The sequence below is a fragment of the Streptomyces pinistramenti genome (assembly GCF_020564935.1).
In the GTDB taxonomy this organism is placed as follows: domain Bacteria; phylum Actinomycetota; class Actinomycetes; order Streptomycetales; family Streptomycetaceae; genus Streptomyces; species Streptomyces pinistramenti.
On sequence record NZ_JAJCXB010000004.1, the window covers coordinates 87,952 to 105,754 of the forward strand.

A 17,803-nucleotide genomic window follows, 5' to 3' on the forward strand; every position below is an offset into this window, starting at 1 on the left:
CGACGCGGCACGGGACGGCCCCCGGGAGGTGAACTCCTCCCGGGGGCCGTCCCGTTGCCCGGCGCACTTCCTAGGCGTCGGTGCGGATCACCACGTCCAGGGTGCGCGGGCCGTGCACGCCCTCGACCCGCTCCAGTTCGATGTCGGAGGTGGCCGAGGGGCCGCTGATCAGCGTCGTCGGGCGGCTGGGGGTCAGCCGGGCGACGGCCTCCGGGACGCCGGTCACCACCGTCGACAGGTCGACCACGCAGACGTGCAGGTCGGGGACGAGGGAGAGGGCGCGCCTGCCCTGGTCCTGCGAGCCGTCGAGGAAGATCGTGCCGGTCTCGGCGCAGCTGACGGCGGAGGCGGTGACGACGCCGTCCAGCGCGTCGAGGCGGGGCGCGGGGAGCTCCGCCGTGTCCTCCTGGATCTCGCCGTCGTACTCGGCCAGCCAGGCGCGGTCGAGGCCCGCGGGTACGCCGATCCGGCGGGCCGCGCGGTCGTGCAGGACCGCGGCGACGGTCGCGGCCGTGCCGTCGGCGGTGCAGGTGTGGACGTGCGCCTTGTAGTCGACCAGCCGGTCGATGAGCAGGGCGAGGCGCTGGTCGTCGGGCAGGGTGCGGCCGGTGCGGTAGGCGCGCGGGACGGTCACGTCCTGGGCGGGGGCCAGGGCGAGGGCGTCCCGGATGCGTCCGAGCACCGTCTCTCGTGCGGTCGCCGGTGCGCTCATCGCTGCTCCTCGGGGTCGTCGTGTGCCGCGGCCCGCTGCCGGGCCCCTTCGTCCGCCGCGCCTTGCAGGGTGGCCGCGCCTTCGTCGGACGCGAGCCAGGCGCGGAAGCTCTGCCGGGGCGGGGCGGGGGTGTCCCGGCTGTCGCTCCAGCCGCTGAACGGCGGCGGCAGGTGCGAGATGGTGCCGTCCCGGCCGCCCAGCACCCGGCCCAGGCCCGCGGCCTTCTGCGCGGCGGTGTAGAGCTTCGGGCGCTTCATGACGCCGGCCGCGGCCTTCATCGCCAGCTTCTCCGGCGTCGTGCCGGACTGCTCGGTCTTCTGGTGGCGCAGTTCGACCAGCAGCGACGGGATGTCGATCTTCACGGGGCAGGCGTCGAAGCAGGCGCCGCAGAGGCTGGAGGCGTACGGCAGCGAGCTGTTGGGGTCGTCCTTGGCGGCGTGCATCCCGGCGAGCTGCGGGGTGAGCACCGCGCCGATCGGGCCGGGGTACGTCGATCCGTAGGCGTGGCCGCCGGCCCGTTCGTACACCGGGCAGACATTGAGGCAGGCCGAGCAGCGGATGCAGTGCAGTGCCGCGCGGCCGACCTTGTCGGCGAGTGCGGCGGTGCGGCCGTTGTCGAGCAGCACGAGGTGGAACTCCTGCGGCCCGTCGCCCGGCGTGACGCCGGTCCACATCGACGTGTACGGGTTCATCCGCTCGCCGGTGGAGGAGCGGGGGAGGAGCTGGAGGAAGACCTCCAGGTCCTGGTAGCGGGGGATGACCTTCTCGATGCCCATGACGGTGATCAGCGTCTCGGGCAGGGTCAGGCACATCCGGCCGTTGCCCTCGGACTCGACGACCGAGAGGGTGCCGGTCTCGGCGACGCCGAAGTTGGCGCCGGAGACCGCGACCTTCGTCGTCATGAACTTCTCGCGCAGGTAGGCGCGCGCGGCGGCCGCGAGATGGGCGGGCACCGCGTCCAGGGACGGGTCGACGCCGGGGATCTCCTTGAGGAAGATCTGCCGGATCTCGTCGCGGTTGCGGTGGATGGCGGGGACCAGGATGTGCGACGGCTTGTCGTGCGCGAGCTGCACGATCAGCTCGGCCAGGTCCGTCTCGTACGGGGTGATGCCGCGGCTTTCCAGGTGTTCGTTGAGGCCGATCTCCTGGGTGGCCATCGACTTGACCTTGATGACCTCGTCGCTGCCGGTCGCCTCGATCAGCCGGGCGACGATGGCGTTGGCCTCGACGCCGTCGCGGGCCCAGTGGACGGTGCCGCCGCGTTCGGTGACCTTGCGCTCCAGCTCCTCCAGCAGCTCGGGCAGCCGGTTCATGGTGTCCGTCTTGAGGGCGGAGCCGGCGTCGCGCAGCTGCTCCCAGTCCGGCAGTTCGCCGGTGACGGCCAGCCGCTTCGCGCGGATGGTGTGCGTGGCCCTGCCGAGGTTGCGGCGCAGCTGCTCGTTGCGCAGTTCGCCTTCGGCGGCCCGGGGGAAGGCGGCGTCGCCGCGCAGATTGCCCTCGCCGTACGGGGCGCGGGGCGGGGTGGCGGGCATGCCGAGGAAGGTGCGGCTCATCGGACGGCCTCCGTCGGGGCGTAGGGCGCGGTGCGGGTGGCGGCGAGGATCTGCGCGAGGTGCAGGGTGCGGGTGCCGGCCTTGATGCGGGTCAGGCCCCCGCCGATGTGCATCAGGCAGGACGAGTCGCCCGCGGTGCAGATGTCGGCTCCGGTGCCGGTGATGTGGCCGACCTTGTCGTGCAGCATCGCCGACGAGGTCGCGGCGTTCTTGACGGCGAAGGTGCCGCCGAAGCCGCAGCAGGAGTCCGCTTCGGGCAGTTCGACCAGGTCGATGCCGTCGACGGCGCGCAGCAGCCGCAGCGGCTTGTCGCCGACCCGCAGCATCCGCAGCGAGTGGCAGGTGGGGTGGTAGGTGACGCGGTGCGGGAAATGGGCGCCGACATCGGTGACGCCGAGGACGTCGACGAGGAACTCGGAGAGTTCGTAGGTCTTGGCCTTGACGGTGGTGACGGCGGCGCGCAGCGCCCGGTCCCCGTACCGCTCGGCGATGATCTCGTGCTGGTGGCGTACGGAGCCGGCGCAGGAGCCGGACGGCATGACCACGGCGTCGATCGCCGCGTCCCCGAACTGCTCGGCGAAGCCGCGCACCAGGGGGACGGGTTCGCGCTGGTAGCCGGTGTTGACGTGCATCTGGCCGCAGCAGGTCTGCTCCGGCGGGAACACCACTTCGTGGCCCAGGCGGGCCAGCAGGACGGCGGTTGCCTTCACCGCGTCGGGGAAGAGGGTGTCCCCCAGGCAGGTGGCGAAGAGTCCGATACGCATGGGAGTGCCTCCCCATCAATTTACGGTCCGACCATTCTAGCCTCGGTCCTTTGCATTTCGAGAGAGCGGCCCTTGCCGGGGTATCCGGAGGTGAGGGGAGGTGTGCGGGATGACGGACGGCCCGGCGCCCGGTCGAGGGGCCGGGCCGTCCGGGGCAAGCGGATGAGGCGGGGATCAGACGGGGATCAGGCCGCCCCGTCGCCCGCCGCGGCCTCGTCGACCAGGGTGCCGTGGATGCCGCGGATGTGCCGCTCGACGAGATCCGCAGCGGCCGCGCCCTCGCCCGCGCGCACCAGGCGCAGCAGCTCGGTGTGGTCGTCGTTGAGCGCCGCCGCGGTGGCCGGCCAGTCATCGGCCGCCTCCAGTGCCCGCAGGATCAGCGGGCGCACCGACTCGCGGACGGCGGCGGTGAGGGTGGAGGTCAGGTCGTTGCCGGAGCCGCGCGCCACCTGGACGTGGAAGCGGGTGTCCAGATCGTTGAACTCGGCGGCGGCCAGGCCCGGTTCGCGGAGCCGGGTGAGGATCTCCTCGGCCTCGGCCAGGTCCTTGTCCGTCGCGCTGCGGGCCGCCGCCTCGAAGCTGGAGCGCTCCAGGGTGACCCGGGCCTCCAGCACGTTCTCCAGGCTGTAGCTGCCGAGTGCGAAGTGCAGCCGCAGCAGCCGGCCGAGGGCGTCGTCGGGATGGCGCACGATCCGGGCCCCGGCGTCGGCGCCCCGGCCGGCGTGCGCGACCAGTACCCCGATCGTCTCCAGCACCCGCAGCGCCTCGCGCAGCGCGGACCTGCTGACGCCGAGCGCGGGCGCCAGTTCGCGTTCGGGCGGCAGCCGGTCGCCCGCCTTCAGCTCACCGGCGAGTACCTGCGCCTCGATGCTCTCCAGCACGAGTTCGTGCGTACGGGACTGCCGCACGGGGCGCCACTCGGCCGCCATCGCACACCTCTTGGCTCGCTCTACGGATCGGGCCGGCACCCGCCAGGGCCCGGCCGTGTCCTTCCCATTCTATGGTCCGACCGTACGGGCTCCGGTCGGCCGGCGGGGTGCCCGTACGGTCGCGGAAAACGCGAGCGGGGCCCGCCGGAACGGGCCCCGCTGTCGTACGGAAAGCTGCGGCTACACGGCCGCGGGAGCGTCCGGAGCGCCGTTCGGCTCGCGGTCGGCGGCCTCCGCCTCCTCCTGGGAGCGCTGCACGGGAATGCCGGCCAGCCGGTGTTCCATCCGGACCCGGCGGGCCTCGGCCTTCGCGCAGAGGTCGAGCGCCGCCTGGTTGAAGCGGACCGGCGAGGGCGGGTCGGAGGGTCCGAGCAGGTGCTCCTTGAGGGCCGCACGCTCGCCCGCGAGGGTGTCCTTGCCGGGGTTGCGGACCGTGTCGAGGAGACCGGCGACACCGTCGGCCTCCGGCGTGAGGATCGTCGCCGCGCGCACCGTCGGGAAGTGCGTACGGAAGTCGTCCTCGGTCATCCCTGAGGTGTTGGCGACCGCGTACGGCTTCTCGCTGGAGAGGTAGTCGGAGACCACGCTGGAGACGTCGGTGATCAGCACGTCGGCCTGGTTGAAGCAGCCGAAGATGCCGGGCCTCGCGGTGGTGATGACGAGGTGTTCCCACTCGGGGAAGGACGCCCAGTACGCCTTTTCCCAGGCGTCGGCCGCGTCCTCCACCGCGGCGGCGCGGCCCTGCGGAGGCGTGCCCTGGAGCCGCATCCGCTCCAGTTCGTCCGAGCTGGCGCGGAACGCGGAGGTGGTGAGCGCGGTCAGGGTGTCGCTGCGGCGGGCCAGTTCGGCGGCGGCCTCCGGGCCGGGGCGCGCGCCGCTGCGCTTGCCGTTCGCCTCGGCGATCATCGCCTGGATACGGGAGTTGGCGGCGCCCGCCCGCAGGTCCACGGAACCCGTCATCGGGTGCGGCTTGTACAGCAGCCGCACCGACGGGTCGGCCAGCAGCTCGCGGACGATGTTCTCGCCGGCCAGGATCACCGAGGTGTTGCCCGGGTTGCCGTCCCAGCCCTCCCAGGTCGGGGCGTACAGCACGGTCGTCAGGCGGCCTGCGGGCGCGCCCTCGTACGGCAGGATCGGGGCCAGCTGCGGGCGGCCGACCTCGACGACGTCCTTGTCCTCCACGCCGATGTCGGCGAGCTGGTAGCGGTCGCGGGCCGCCGGGCCCGCCACCCACACCTCGTCGTACGCCTTCGCGTACGGGTTGCAGGAGGACAGCTTGTCGCTCTCGCCGTGGTTGGTGAAGGCGTGCTTGATGGACGGGATGCGCAGGATCTGCGAGGTCTTGCCGGAGTTCGCCGGGTGCAGCAGCAGCTGGAGCGTGGTGTGCTCCAGGCGCATCAGGTTGGCGACCTTGGGGATGCAGACGATCGGGATGTCCGTCGCCTCGATCTTCTGCACCATGAAGCGTTCACGGAGCACGACGATCGGGTTGCCGTCCAGGCCGGCGAGGGTGCCGAGCCACATGTTGGCCTGGTAGGCGGAGGAGGCGCCGCCGGAGAAGTACATGCCGACCGTCGGCCGGTACGCGGCCAGCCAGTTGTCCAGCCACTCCAGGGCACGCGCCTCGCCGATCACCCGCTTCTTGGGGAGCAGCCAGGTGCTGAGGTAGAGGCCGCCGCCGATGGAGAGGACCAGCGAGACGGCCAGGCCGACGCCGCCCCAGAACGCGTCCGTGGTGAGGGCGGTCACCATCATGCCGACGGTGGTGGGGACCGAGAAGCGCAGCAGCCGCCGGCCGGTCTGGCGGGAGAGGAGACGCGGCGGCGCGTCGGACAGGCCCAGCGCGCTCGCGTCGATGTTCCGGGTCACGAACGGCAGCGCGCGGCCCCTGCGGACCAGCACGGCGACGGCCTGGCACACGAAGTGCGTGCCGTAGAAGGCCAGCAGGGCGATGGTCAGCGGGGCCTGCTCGACGAGCGGGTTGATGCCGTCGATGTGCAGCAGGCCGACCAGGATCAGCATGTCGCGCAGCAGTTGGCGGACCGTGACGTCGAAACGGATCCGGCCGAGCACGGCGAGCAGCCCCGGCTGCTTGTGCTGGAGGATCAGATCGAGAGCCAGGTTGACCACGGACGCGGCGATGAACAACGGAATGACGGGCAGCAACGCACCGAGGAGCTGGGCGATGAACGCGACCATCATCGCGAGCAGCGCCACGAGCTGTACGGCTCGACGGGGGGCGATTCCGGGGGAAGGCACGAGGGGAGGGCTCCTGGCAGCAAGAAGGTCAGGGGAGGCCGAGGGGGCGGCCGAGTCCCGCGCTGCGACGCCGCCGGAGCGGCGAAACGGGACCGATGGACACCCGACCGTATGACCTTGTTGGCTCCGGTGACAATCTGCTGTGGCTCTCATCACCGCGAAAGCGGACCAATCGAACGCAACCTCCGGGGCGTTACCTCCGTCTTATGAAGAATCACCGCGAGGCCGGCGTACGTGACGGTGCCCACACGGAGCGCGGGGGCCGCGGGGCACCCTCCGCCGCCTCGTCCGACGCCGCTCGCGGCCGTCCGCCGGTCGATATGCCCGCGCAGCCGGATGCCGCCCTGCCGTAGATTTGCGGGGGAGGGACGCGGTACGGGACGGACCGTACGGCGGACGATGGCGAGCACAGGGGTAGCAGGTGGCAGGCGCAAGTCAGGACGCAGGGGCGGCACGCAGGGCCTCGGCCGACGAGGGACACGGGCGGCGGGAAGGCGTGGCGGACGCCCGCCGGATCGTGGTGAAGGTCGGCTCCTCCTCGCTGACCACGGCATCCGGCGGCCTGGACGCGGACCGGGTGGACGCCCTGGTGGACGTCCTGGCCAAGTACCAGGACAAGGAGATCGTGCTGGTCTCGTCCGGCGCCATCGCGGCCGGCCTCGCCCCCCTCGGATTCGACAAGCGCCCCCGCGACCTCGCCCGCCAGCAGGCCGCCGCCAGCGTCGGGCAGGGCCTGCTCGTCGCCCGCTACACCGCCTCCTTCGCGCGCTACGGCCGCCGGGTCGGCCAGGTCCTGCTGACCAGCGACGACACCAGCCGCCGCGCCCACTACCGCAACGCCTGCCGCACCCTCGACCAACTGCTGGCCATGGGCGCCGTACCGATCGTCAACGAGAACGACACGGTCGCCACCGACGAGATCAGGTTCGGCGACAACGACCGGCTGGCCGCGCTCGTCGCCCACCTCGTCCGCGCCGACCTGCTCGTCCTGCTCTCCGACGTCGACGGCCTCTACGACGGTGACCCGGCCACCCCCGGCACCTCCCGGATACCTCAGGTCAGCGGGCCCAAGGACCTCGAAGGCATCGTCATCGGCAGCGCAGGCCGGGCCGGCGTGGGCACCGGCGGCATGGTCACCAAGGTGGAGGCCGCCAGGATCGCCACGGCGGCCGGCGTCCCCGTCGTCCTCACCTCCGCCGTGCACGCCGCCGACGCCCTGGCCGGCGGTCCGACCGGCACCCACTTCCTGCGCACCGGACGGCGCTCGGCCGACCGGCTGCTCTGGCTGGCGCACGCCTCCACCCCGCGCGGCGCGCTGGTGCTCGACGACGGTGCGGTCCAGGCCGTCGTCGAACGCCACTCCTCGCTGCTGCCCGCCGGAATCGCCTCGGTCGAGGGGGAGTTCACGGCCGGCGACCCGGTCGAGCTGCGGGACGGCGCCGGCCGGGCCGTCGCCCGGGGCCTCGTCAACTTCGACGCCAGGGAAATCCCCCGTTTGATAGGCCGCTCGACCCGCGACCTCGCGCGCGAACTGGGCCCCGCCTACGAGCGCGAGGTCGTGCACCGGGACGACCTGGTTCTCCTGCACCACTGACCCCCGAAGCCCCAACAGGCTTTGCACGCAACAGGATTGGACGGCCCACCGGAGCCCGCCGGTCCGCCTTTCCGCGGGGACCTTCGTAAAAACGCCCCCGCGAGGGCCCGCGGACTGGTCAACTTTGTTGCGGGGGCGTCGCAGATGAGCGGCGCCCGCAGCACGCCGAGGAAAGACCGCACCGATCGGCTCCGCACCCCGAGCGCGGAGCGCGATTCGCATCACAGGAGGCCGCCGGTGGTACGAGGGCGCCCAGGGGCACAGCTCCGAGGGACGGCGGAGCGCGCACTGACCAGCGTCGGGACCGGCAGCACCGCCGCCCGGCCGCAGGACGACACCAGCGCGCAATGGCACGGCACACCGCAGGAAGCACCGCGCCCCGAGCGCCAGGAGGTGTCCCGGCTGTGGCACATCACACTCAGCGTCTCCGGGGCCGAAGCCCCCTTGCAGGACGTACGGCGGGCACTGGAACAGCTCGCCCACGACCACCCCTTCCTGCTGACCAGCCGCTACGCCAATGACCATGCCGAGATCCGGTACTGGGAGGAGGCGCGGGATCTGCACGACGCCGCAGCGGTCGCGCTGCGGCTGTGGGGCGAACACCGCTCGACGGCCAAGCTGCCGCCGTGGGAGATCGTCGGCCTGGAGGTCATCGACCGCGAGACCTACCACCAGCGCATCTCCGAGGGTTACGGCCCGCCGCCCGCTTCACCGGTCGGGGTCCATCCGTACTGAGGCGGATCGGACGCCCCATCGGCATCCCGCGGGCGTCCCACGGGCGTCCCACGGGCATCCCGTGGATCTTCCGCAGCCGTTCCACGAGCGTCCCGCTGCTCACTGCGGGCCGTCTCCCGCAGCTCTCGCCGCCCCGCGCGCATCCCGGAGCCGTTCCACAGCCGTCCCGCAACCGTCCCGCTCCGTGAACCGCCCCCGGCCGCAGGCCGCCGTTTCGCTAGGCTGCCGCCCATGACCAGCAGCGCATCACCCACCTCGCCCGTCATCGAGACCGCAACCCGCGCCAAGGAGGCAGCCGCCGTCCTGGCGCCGCTGCCGCGTACCGCCCGTGACGGCGCGCTGCTCGCCATCGCCGACGCCCTCGTCTCCCGTACGCAGACGATCGTCGCCGCCAACGCCGAGGACGTCGCCAAGGCGCGGGCCGCGGGCACCGCCGAATCGCTCGTCGACCGGCTCACCCTCACCCCCGAGCGGATCGCCGCCATCGCCGCCGACGTCCGCGACGTCGTCGCCCTGCCCGACCCGGTCGGCGAGGTGGTCCGCGGCTCGACCCTTCCCAACGGCCTCGACCTGCGGCAGGTCCGCGTCCCCCTCGGCGTCATCGGCATCATCTACGAGGCCAGGCCCAACGTGACCGTGGACGCCGCCGCCCTCTGCCTCAAGTCCGGCAACGCCGTTCTGCTGCGCGGCTCGTCCTCCGCCTACGCCTCCAACAGCGCCCTGGTCGACGTGCTCCGCGACGCCGTCGAGAGCGCCGGGCTGCCCGCCGACGCCGTCCAACTGGTCCCCGGTGAGAGCCGCGAATCGGTGCGCGAGCTGATGCGCGCCCGCGGCCTGGTCGACGTGCTGATCCCGCGCGGCGGCGCCTCGCTGATCCGCACCGTCGTCGAGGAATCCACCGTGCCGGTCATCGAGACCGGCACCGGCAACTGCCACGTCTATGTCGACGAAGCGGCCGACATCGACATGGCGATCGACATCCTGATCAACTCCAAGGCCCAGCGGCCCAGCGTCTGCAACGCCGCCGAGACGGTCCTGGTGCACGCCGGGATCGCCGACGCGTTCCTGCCGCGTGCCCTCGAAGCGCTCACCCAGGCCGGCGTGATCGTGCACGGCGACGCCGCCTGGCAGCAGGCGGGCCCCGGCCTGGTCGCCCCCGCAACCGACGAGGACTGGGCGACCGAATACCTCTCGTACGACATCGCCGCCGCCGTGGTGCCCGACCTCGACGCCGCGGTCGCACACATCCGCCGCTGGACGTCCGGCCACACCGAGGCCATCGTCACCACCTCGCAGGCCGCCGCCCGCCGCTTCACCCAGTTGGTGGATGCGACGACCGTCGCCGTCAACGCCTCCACCCGCTTCACCGACGGCAGCCAGTTCGGCTTCGGCGCCGAAATCGGCATTTCCACCCAGAAGCTGCACGCCCGCGGCCCCATGGGCCTGCCCGAGCTGACCTCCACCAAGTACATCATCACCGGCGACGGCCACACCCGCTGACCGCCCGCCGGATTCCGCGCGATCCCTGCCCAAAACGACCGGCCGGGGCTACCCTGGGCAGGTGCCGGATGACGTGGGGGGCAAGCCGTTCCCGGACGGTGATCAGCCTGACGAGCACGACCACGGGAGCCACGGAAGCGCGGACGAAGAATTCGCCTCCGTGGTCTTCGACGAGGCTTTCGTCCGTTCCGCGCAGATCCATGAACCCTCGGCCGTCGAGCGGATCCTCGCGGCCGCCGAGGCCCGCGCCGAAGCCGAAGCCCGCTCAGGGCCCGGCCTCGGCCCCGACCACGAAGGCCCCGAGGACCTGGACGGCGGACCGGGCCCCCGCGCCCGCCGCCGCGCCCGCCGCGATCCGGACGGCTTCGATCCGGAAATCGACGACCACGACACCTACGACGAATACGGGCCCTACGACCCGTATGGCCCCTACGGCGGTGCGCTGCGCCCCTACCGCACCGTCCGCTGGCACCGCCCGGTGGCCTGGGTGCTCGCGCTGGTCATGGGCGTCGGCCTGGTCGCGCTGGCCTTCGCCGCCGTCTACCGCGGAGCCTCGGGCAAGGCCTCGAACCCGGCGCCGCGGCCCGCGTCCAGCGGCGTGGACAGCACACAGGGCGGGGGCACAACGGCCAGTGGCCGCCCGGGACTGCCGCCTTCGGAGACAGCCGGATCCGCCCCGCCGTCCGCTTCCGCCGTGCCCCGGCCGCACTGAACGGCCGCCCGCCCGGCGAGCGGCCCGTCCGGCACCGTACCCCGGTGCGCAGGTCGCCCTGTGGGCACCGTGTACGGCAGGCAGCGGCGCACCGTCCGCCGAAGTTGCCGGGCCCCGGAGCGTTTACCCGGCGCCTCGCCGACCTACCCTAGTTGTATGACCGGGCGAGGTGACCCTCCCGAGGGGACGCCCAACGGCGCCCCGGGAGGCGGTGAGGACGAATACCGATCCGTTGTCTTCGACGAGTCGTTCGTGCGGGCGGCCCGACTCCAGGAGTTCTCCGCCGACGAGCGACTGGGCGAGCACCACTCGCCCGCTGTCCGGCCCCGGCATCCCTGGGTGCGGGCCGGATCCCGGCAGGCCCTGCTGCTGGTGCTGCTGATCGTGCTCGCCTTCGGCACCGCCATCTACATGGGCGTACGCCACCCGTACAAGACGCCGGAGCCGGTCAAGGTGCAGGCCCTGCGGTCCGCCGTCATCCCGCTGACGCCGCCGGGCAAGGTCCCGGGCGCCGGCCCTGACGACCTCATCGCGCACAGCCCGGCGGCACACTTCCGGATCGGCGCAGCGGGGGTCAACCTGCCGTCCGTCGAGCGCACCCGGCACTTCTCCGACGGCCAGATCGTCACCGCGCTGAGCATCGCCAAGGACTACCTCGTCCGCTCATCGATCGACCCGGCCACCCTCACCGGCGGATCCGTACGGCCCGTGCGGCTCCTCCTGGACACCGGCCAGCTCGACCAGTTCGACCGGAGCCTGGCACGCCCGTCCGACGACGGGCACCACGCCGCGACCGGCTGGCTGGTGCGCTTCGATCCCCGCACGACCGCGCTCGCCGACCGGGACGTACGCGTCAACGGCACCCTCGCCGCCTCGGAAAGCGGCCCGGACGCGCTGGACGTCACCGCCGACTACACCTTCGTCTACGCCGTGCGCGCCACCCACGAGGGCGCCCGGCGGGCGGACAACGGCACCGGCCGGCCCATCCCCGCCGCCGCCTCGCTCTTCACCGTCCGGCGTGAGCTGCACTTCCGCCTCAGCCGCGCAGACCTCGACGACCACCGCCTGGAGGTCGTGCAGAGCAGCACGCAGGCGGGGCCGATGGCCTGCACCGCCCAGGCCGGTGTGCTGCGCCCGCTGCTGGCCGGCCAGGACGCGGGCAACGCCCGGCCGGCGGGCACCGACCCCTACTCCCACCAGCGGGCGAACCCCGCACTCTGCGGCCGCCTGGACGCTACTTCCCTGCCGGCCCCGAGCCACCCGATCCGTTAGCGCCGTCCGCGCCGTCGGCACCGTTGCCGGACTCACCGGGCCGGGAGCCGCTGCGGAAGACCGTGTCCCGCAGCTTGCCGCCGAGGTCGCCCGCGCCGCCCGCGATGTCACGCACCAGGCCCATCAGCGGGTCCTTGCTGTGCCGCACCGAGTCGGCGTAATGCGAAGCGGAATCGCGGAACGAGCCGGAGACGGAGGCGTCCTTGTCCTCGTCGCGTCGCGGGTAGTGACCGTCCATGATCCGCTGGTAGTCGCGGCTGGCCGCCCACTTCTTCAGCTCGGCGGCACGCACCGTGGTGAAGGGGTGGCTGCGCGGCAGGACGTTCAGGATCTTCAGCACGGAGTCGCGCAGGTCGCCGCCGGACTCGTACTCCTCCGCCTGCGCCAGGAACGCGTCGACGTTCATCTCGTGCAGGTGATTGCCGCCGGCCAGCTTCATCAGGCCGCGCATGGACGCCTGGACGTCCTGCCCGACCAGCAGGCCCGCGCGGTCCGCGGACAGCTCCGACTTGCGGAACCACTCGCGCAGCGCCGTCACGATCGCCATCACCGCGACGTTGCCGAGCGGGATCCAGGCGACGCGCAGCGCGAACTTCGTCAGGAAGAGCAGCAGGGTGCGGTAGACGGCATGGCCGGACAGGGCGTGGCCGACCTCATGGCCGATCACCGCCCGCATCTCCTCCTCGTCGAGCAGCTCGACCAGGCCGGTGGTCACCACGATGATCGGCTCGTCCAGGCCGATGCACATGGCGTTGGGCTGCGGGTCCTGATTGACGTACATCGGCGGGACCTTCTCCAGGTCCAGGATGTAACAGGCGTCGCGCAGCATGTCGTTCAGGTGCGTGAACTGCTGCTCGCTCACCCGCACCGAGTCCGACAGGAAGAGCAGCCGCAGGCTGCGCTCCGGCAACAAGCCGCTGAGCGTTTTGAAGACGGTGTCGAACCCGCTCAGCTTGCGCAGCGCCACCAGCGCCGAGCGGTCCGCCGGGTGCTCGTACGACCGCGACGAGATGCCGGGGAACCGCCTGCGGTCCCTGCTCGGTACGCGTTCGCTGCCGCCGTCTGGGCTCTCCGTCATTGGGGCCTCCCCCTGTTCGACTGCGTGGTTTCAGACTAGAGGACGCCGCTGACACTCGATTGTATGCTCGGGCGTACGCTGACGAGCGCACCAACGACCGACAGGCCCGCACAAAGGGGAGCGACCCGCCATGCCGATTCCGAGCGTTTTGCTCGCCGTCTCCTCGCACACCGACGGCCCCGGGTGGCTGCTGCGCACCGTGATCGTCGTCGGCGTCGTGGGCGCGGCCCTGCTGGCCTGGTTCCTGCTGCGCGGCTACGGCAACCAGGACTGACCTCTGCGGCGGTCCGCCGGCTCCGGAGCGGAGTCGGCGTGAGGTCGCGCGGGCCCGCCGCATACGATGTGGCGGAAGTCTCTGCCCGCCCCCAGCCCGGATTGGTCCGCCGACGATGACCCTGCACAGCACCGCACAGTCCCTGGTTCCCCTCGCCGAGGGTGGCCAGCACCAGAGCCTCAGCCCGTTCGTCACCGGCGGCGGTGCCCTGGTTGTCCTGATTCTCCTGCTGTGGATCACCACCCGCTTCAACCGGGACCGCTGAGCCCCGGCACCCGGCATCGTGCGCCGCCCAGTAGGGTCTGCACGCATGGGAGAGCACACAGGGCCCGTGAAGCGGCGACTCGGAGTGATGGGCGGCACGTTCGACCCGATCCATCACGGACACCTGGTCGCCGCCAGCGAGGTGGCCAGCCAATTCCACCTCGATGAGGTCATATTCGTCCCGACGGGACAGCCGTGGCAGAAGAGCCACAAGCTGGTGTCCCCGGCCGAGGACCGGTATCTGATGACGGTCATCGCGACCGCGTCGAACCCGCAGTTCTCCGTCAGCCGCATCGACATCGACCGCGGCGGCAAGACGTACACCATCGACACCCTGCGCGATCTGCGGGAACTGCACCGCGACGCCGACCTGTTCTTCATCACCGGCGCCGATGCGCTCGGCCAGATCCTCACCTGGCACGACGCCGAGGAACTGGTCTCGCTCGCGCATTTCATCGGGGTGACCAGGCCCGGCCACATACTGGCCGACCCCGGGCTGCCCGAGGGCGCGGTGTCCCTCATCGAGGTGCCCGCGCTGGCCATCTCGTCGACCGACTGCCGGGCGCGCGTCGCCCAGGGCGAACCGGTCTGGTATCTCGTGCCCGACGGTGTGGTGCGCTACATCGACAAGAAGCAGCTCTACCGCAACGACAGCTGACGGGGCGGACGGAAAGGGGCACCGGTGAGCGACCGACAGGATCCGTACGGGCCGCAGGACCCGTATGCCCAGGATCCCTACGCCCAGGGGCAGCAGGCGTACACGTACGACGCCTACGGGCGGCCCGTGTACCACGACGCCACGCAGCAGCCCTACGAACAGCGCTACGACCAGTACGGGCAGCCCGTCGCGCCCGCCTCCGCGCCCCCGCAGGAGTACGGCTACGACCCCTATGGCGGCCGGCAGGAGTACGGCTACGACCCGTACGGCGGCGGGCAGCCGCAGCCGGGTCACCCTCAGGGGTACGACCCCTACGGCCGTCCCCAGCAGCAACAGGCTCCGCCACAACAGCAGCAACAGCAGCAGGAGTGGATCCCCCAGCAGCCCCCGCCGCCCCCGTACGAGCAGCAGCCCTACGGGGGCCAGGGGTACCCGCAGCAGGGCTACAGCGGGCCGCACCAGGACGAGGCGGCCGGCTACCAGGGGACGGGCTACGAGCAGGCGCACCAGGAGACGCGGCCGCGGCCTCCGGAACAGCGGCGTGCCCCGGAGACCGCAGGCCCCGGGACACACGCCCCGCCGGCCCCCGCCGAACCCTCCGGCTCATCCGATTCCTCCGGCCCTGAGTACCGCACCGAGCAGTTCTCGTTCATCGAGGAGCCGGACGAGGACTCCGAAGACGTCATCGACTGGCTGAAGTTCACCGAGAGCCGCACCGAGCGGCGCGAGGAGGCCAAGCGCCGCGGGCGCAGCCGCATCGTCGCGCTGACGGTGGTGCTGGCCCTCCTGGTGGTCGGCGGTCTCGGCTACCTCTGGTGGGCGGGCAAACTGCCCGGACTGAACGGCGCCGCCGGCGGCGGGACGGCCACGGGCGCCGGGCAGAAGCGTGACGTCCTCGTCGTCCACCTGCGCGACACCAAGACCGGCAACAGTTCGACCGCCCTCCTGGTGGACAACGAAACCACCGACAAGGGCACCACCGTCCTGCTGCCCAACAACCTGATCGTCTCCAAGGACGACGGCACCACCACCACGCTCGGCAAGTCCGTCAAGGACGAGGGAACGGAGCCCACCAGGGACTCCCTCAACACCCTGCTGGGCGCCGACCTCAAGGCCAGCTGGCGGCTGGACACCCCGTATCTGGAGAACCTCGTCGAGACCGTCGGCGGCATCAGCGTCGACACGAACGCCACCGTCCCGGGCGCCAAGAAGGGCGATTCGCCGCTGGTCAAGCCGGGCAGTGACCGGCTGCTCAACGGCCAGTCCGCGGTCGCGTACGCCACGTACCAGGGGCCGGGGGAGAGCCAGGGCAAGCAGCTGGAGCGCTTCGGGCAGGTCATGCAGGCCACCCTGAAGAAGGTCTCCAGCGATGCCGACGGGGCCACCGCCACCGTGAAATCGCTCCTCCAGGTACTGGACCCGCCGCTCACCGAGGCCCAGTTGGGCAGCTCCCTCGCGCAGCGGGCCGAACTGGCGAAGACCGGCGCGTACGGCACCACGCTGCTGCCCGTGCAGCAGAACGGCACGCTCAGCCCGGAGGCGGCGAATACCGTCGTCAAGGATGTGCTCGGCGGCACGGTCAAGAAGACCGACCCGGACGCGACCCCGCGGGTCTCGGTGCGCAACGCCACCGGGGACACCAGGGCCACGGGCAAGGCGCAGGTCGCGCTGGTCAACGGCGGCTACACCTTCGTCGACGGCGGCACGGCCGCGGCCCCGGGCAGCGCATCGGCGGTGACCTACGCGAACGCCGCCGACAAGGAGAAGGCCGCAGAGGTCGCCAAGACGCTGGGGCTGCCGGCCGGCGCCGTCACCAAGGCCAAGGGCGCGGAGAACGCGGACATCACCGTCGTCCTGGGCAAGGACTTCAAGGGCTGACGGCCGGCGGACGGGCGGCTCCCGCGCGGGGAGCCGGCCGGGGTAATCGAAAACACCGGCGGGAGTGTCGGTGGGCCGTGAGACCCTTGAGGGGTATACGAAGCCGATCCGGCCGCCCTCCGGGGCGGCGTCGCCGCGGGCCCCGGGCCCCGGCCGGACGGCGTGCCCTCGACCCGAAAGCCGCTTGTGACCGCCACGGACCGCTCCATCGAGCTCATCAACGCCGCCGCTCAGGCAGCGGCCGACAAGCTCGCGCACGACATCATCGCGTACGACGTCAGCGACGTCCTCTCGATCACCGACGCCTTCCTGCTGGCCTCGGCGCCCAACGACCGTCAGGTCAAGTCGATCGTCGACGAGATCGAGGAACGCCTCAACAAGGACCTCGGCGCCAAGCCGGTGCGCCGTGAGGGCGACCGCGAGGCCCGCTGGGTGCTGCTCGACTACGTCGACATCGTCGTTCACGTCCAGCACAGCGAGGAGCGGGTGTTCTACGCGCTCGAACGCCTCTGGAAGGACTGCCCCGAGATCGACCTCCCCGAGGACGCCAAGGAGACCCGCGGCAAGGCCGCGGCGCACGCCGAGGCCACGGGGGACGAGGGAGAAGGAGAGTTCAGCTGAACGGCACCACTGCGGGCCGCGGCCGCCGCGTCGTCCTGTGGCGGCACGGCCAGACAGCCTGGAATCTGGAGCGTCGCTTCCAGGGTTCGACGGACATCGCGCTGACGGAGACCGGCATCGGCCAGGCCCGGCGCGCGGCCCGGCTGCTCGCTGCCCTGAAGCCGGACGCCATCGTCGCGTCGGACCTTCAGCGGGCCGCCGCGACCGCCGGTGAGCTGGCCGAACTCACCCAGCTCGACGTGGCGCACGACGCCGCCCTCCGGGAGACCTACGCGGGCTCCTGGCAGGGGCTGACGCACGAGGAGATCGTCACCAGGTACGGCGAGCAGTACGCCGCCTGGAAGCGCGGCGAGCCGGTGCGGCGCGGTGGCGGCGAACTGGAGACCGAGGTCGCCGACCGGGCCGCCCCTGTGGTCCTCGAACATGCCGGGAAGCTGCCCGACGGCGGCACCCTCGTCGTGGTCAGCCACGGCGGCACGATCCGCACCACCATCGGGCGGCTGCTCGGCCTGGAATCCCACCACTGGGAGGGCCTTGGCGGGCTGTCCAACTGCTGCTGGTCCGTCCTCGGCGAAGGCGCGCGCGGCTGGCGCCTGCTGGAGCACAACGCCGGCACCCTGCCGGAGCCGGTCCTGGGCGACGACGACTGAGCCCCGGGGCCGGGGCCGGACACCCGGATTTCACATCTGGGCAGGTCGCAGGCTAAAGTTCTTCTTGTTCGCGGCGCCGCCGGGGGAAACCCGGAGGGGCGGAACAAGACCCGGGGCTATAGCTCAGTTGGTAGAGCGCCTGCATGGCATGCAGGAGGTCAGGAGTTCAATTCTCCTTAGCTCCACAACCCGGATGATCCCGTCTCTCGCGGATCCAGTGCCCGGCACTGGTTCACGAGAAGGCGGGATCATTGCTATGCGGAGACTTTGCTTCCGTCCGGCCTCCTGCGCTGGATGAGAGTCCGCGCCCACCCGGAACGGCATCACTCTTCAGGCAGCACTTTTCGGGA

Annotated in this window: 17 protein-coding genes and 1 tRNA gene; 12 read left to right on the top strand and 6 right to left on the bottom strand. The window is 71.9% G+C overall.

The features are described from left to right. Positions 1-70 precede the first annotated feature (70 nt). From LIU39_RS04770 to LIU39_RS04790, 5 genes are all read right to left on the bottom strand, one after another. Positions 71-712: a LutC/YkgG family protein gene (locus tag LIU39_RS04770; protein WP_227044934.1), complete on the bottom strand. Its 642-nt coding sequence runs from the start codon at positions 710-712 to the stop codon at positions 71-73. Beyond that, the gene (locus LIU39_RS04775) at positions 709-2,265 is read right to left on the bottom strand and encodes a lactate utilization protein B (protein WP_227044936.1); all 1,557 of its coding nucleotides are present in this window, start codon (positions 2,263-2,265) and stop codon (positions 709-711) included. Before LIU39_RS04775 ends, LIU39_RS04770 begins: the two co-directional genes overlap by 4 nt. After that, positions 2,262-3,029 carry a (Fe-S)-binding protein gene (locus tag LIU39_RS04780; protein WP_227044939.1) on the bottom strand — a complete coding sequence of 256 codons (768 nt, stop codon included), beginning with the start codon at positions 3,027-3,029 and terminating at the stop codon, positions 2,262-2,264. Before LIU39_RS04780 ends, LIU39_RS04775 begins: the two co-directional genes overlap by 4 nt. A 185-nt stretch (positions 3,030-3,214) precedes the next feature. Further along, complete coding sequence (locus tag LIU39_RS04785) at positions 3,215-3,958, bottom strand: FadR/GntR family transcriptional regulator (RefSeq protein WP_227044940.1); 744 nt, start codon at positions 3,956-3,958, stop codon at positions 3,215-3,217. A gap of 180 nt (positions 3,959-4,138) precedes the next feature. Then, positions 4,139-6,217 (bottom strand): CDP-glycerol glycerophosphotransferase family protein, encoded by a 2,079-nt coding sequence (locus LIU39_RS04790; protein WP_227044943.1) that lies wholly within the window; start codon positions 6,215-6,217, stop codon positions 4,139-4,141. 496 nt (positions 6,218-6,713) lie between these two features. Here LIU39_RS04790 and proB point away from each other — a divergent pair, with 496 nt between their 5' ends. The 5 genes from proB (at position 6,714) to LIU39_RS04815 (ending at position 12,030) form a co-directional block, all read left to right on the top strand. Beyond that, positions 6,714-7,811, top strand: a complete 1,098-nt coding sequence (gene proB / locus LIU39_RS04795; RefSeq protein ID WP_227045213.1) for a glutamate 5-kinase — start codon at positions 6,714-6,716, stop codon at positions 7,809-7,811. Positions 7,812-8,048: 237 nt separating this feature from the next. Then, the gene (locus tag LIU39_RS04800; RefSeq protein ID WP_227044946.1) at positions 8,049-8,546 is read left to right on the top strand and encodes a DUF8830 family protein; all 498 of its coding nucleotides are present in this window, start codon (positions 8,049-8,051) and stop codon (positions 8,544-8,546) included. Between the two features lie 231 nt (positions 8,547-8,777). After that, positions 8,778-10,046, top strand: coding sequence for a glutamate-5-semialdehyde dehydrogenase (locus LIU39_RS04805; RefSeq protein ID WP_227044948.1), 1,269 nt, complete (start codon positions 8,778-8,780; stop codon positions 10,044-10,046). A gap of 61 nt (positions 10,047-10,107) precedes the next feature. Next, positions 10,108-10,758 carry an SCO2584 family spore wall biosynthesis protein gene (locus LIU39_RS04810; protein ID WP_227044950.1) on the top strand — a complete coding sequence of 217 codons (651 nt, stop codon included), beginning with the start codon at positions 10,108-10,110 and terminating at the stop codon, positions 10,756-10,758. Between the two features lie 156 nt (positions 10,759-10,914). After that, on the top strand, positions 10,915-12,030 hold the full coding sequence (locus tag LIU39_RS04815) for an SCO2583 family membrane protein (RefSeq protein ID WP_227044951.1): 1,116 nt from the start codon (positions 10,915-10,917) through the stop codon (positions 12,028-12,030). Here LIU39_RS04815 and LIU39_RS04820 read toward each other — a convergent pair. Continuing rightward, positions 11,993-13,108 carry a M48 family metallopeptidase gene (locus LIU39_RS04820; protein WP_227044955.1) on the bottom strand — a complete coding sequence of 372 codons (1,116 nt, stop codon included), beginning with the start codon at positions 13,106-13,108 and terminating at the stop codon, positions 11,993-11,995. The two genes, LIU39_RS04815 and LIU39_RS04820, sit on opposite strands and share 38 nt — an antisense overlap. 130 nt (positions 13,109-13,238) lie before the next feature. On the opposite strand from LIU39_RS04820, the gene LIU39_RS04825 reads away from it, so the two are divergent. The 7 genes from LIU39_RS04825 to LIU39_RS04855 all read left to right on the top strand — a co-directional run bounded on the left by LIU39_RS04825 (position 13,239) and on the right by LIU39_RS04855 (position 17,638). Continuing rightward, positions 13,239-13,382, top strand: coding sequence for a hypothetical protein (locus LIU39_RS04825; RefSeq protein WP_227044957.1), 144 nt, complete (start codon positions 13,239-13,241; stop codon positions 13,380-13,382). A 115-nt stretch (positions 13,383-13,497) separates the two neighbouring features. Beyond that, positions 13,498-13,647: a hypothetical protein gene (locus tag LIU39_RS04830; protein ID WP_227044960.1), complete on the top strand. Its 150-nt coding sequence runs from the start codon at positions 13,498-13,500 to the stop codon at positions 13,645-13,647. 45 nt (positions 13,648-13,692) lie between these two features. Further along, the gene (gene nadD / locus LIU39_RS04835) at positions 13,693-14,304 is read left to right on the top strand and encodes a nicotinate-nucleotide adenylyltransferase (protein WP_227044962.1); all 612 of its coding nucleotides are present in this window, start codon (positions 13,693-13,695) and stop codon (positions 14,302-14,304) included. A 24-nt stretch (positions 14,305-14,328) separates the two neighbouring features. Then, a complete protein-coding gene (locus LIU39_RS04840) occupies positions 14,329-16,182 on the top strand; it encodes an LCP family protein (protein ID WP_227044964.1) in 1,854 nt (617 codons plus the stop codon). A 186-nt stretch (positions 16,183-16,368) separates the two neighbouring features. Beyond that, a complete protein-coding gene (gene rsfS, locus LIU39_RS04845) occupies positions 16,369-16,803 on the top strand; it encodes a ribosome silencing factor (RefSeq protein ID WP_227044966.1) in 435 nt (144 codons plus the stop codon). Next, the gene (locus LIU39_RS04850; RefSeq protein WP_227045214.1) at positions 16,800-17,453 is read left to right on the top strand and encodes a histidine phosphatase family protein; all 654 of its coding nucleotides are present in this window, start codon (positions 16,800-16,802) and stop codon (positions 17,451-17,453) included. Before rsfS ends, LIU39_RS04850 begins: the two co-directional genes overlap by 4 nt. Positions 17,454-17,565: 112 nt before the next feature. After that, a tRNA-Ala gene (locus LIU39_RS04855) sits at positions 17,566-17,638 on the top strand. Positions 17,639-17,803: the final 165 nt, after the last annotated feature.

Coding starts and splice junctions, on each gene's coding strand:
- LIU39_RS04815 (WP_227044951.1), top strand. CDS start 10,915: ATGACCGGGCGAGGTGACCCTCCCGAGGGGACGCCCAACGGCGCCCCG.
- LIU39_RS04820 (WP_227044955.1), bottom strand. CDS start 13,108: ATGACGGAGAGCCCAGACGGCGGCAGCGAACGCGTACCGAGCAGGGAC.
- LIU39_RS04780 (WP_227044939.1), bottom strand. CDS start 3,029: ATGCGTATCGGACTCTTCGCCACCTGCCTGGGGGACACCCTCTTCCCC.
- LIU39_RS04770 (WP_227044934.1), bottom strand. CDS start 712: ATGAGCGCACCGGCGACCGCACGAGAGACGGTGCTCGGACGCATCCGG.
- nadD (WP_227044962.1), top strand. CDS start 13,693: ATGGGAGAGCACACAGGGCCCGTGAAGCGGCGACTCGGAGTGATGGGC.
- LIU39_RS04785 (WP_227044940.1), bottom strand. CDS start 3,958: ATGGCGGCCGAGTGGCGCCCCGTGCGGCAGTCCCGTACGCACGAACTC.
- LIU39_RS04775 (WP_227044936.1), bottom strand. CDS start 2,265: ATGAGCCGCACCTTCCTCGGCATGCCCGCCACCCCGCCCCGCGCCCCG.
- LIU39_RS04830 (WP_227044960.1), top strand. CDS start 13,498: ATGACCCTGCACAGCACCGCACAGTCCCTGGTTCCCCTCGCCGAGGGT.
- LIU39_RS04805 (WP_227044948.1), top strand. CDS start 8,778: ATGACCAGCAGCGCATCACCCACCTCGCCCGTCATCGAGACCGCAACC.
- LIU39_RS04825 (WP_227044957.1), top strand. CDS start 13,239: ATGCCGATTCCGAGCGTTTTGCTCGCCGTCTCCTCGCACACCGACGGC.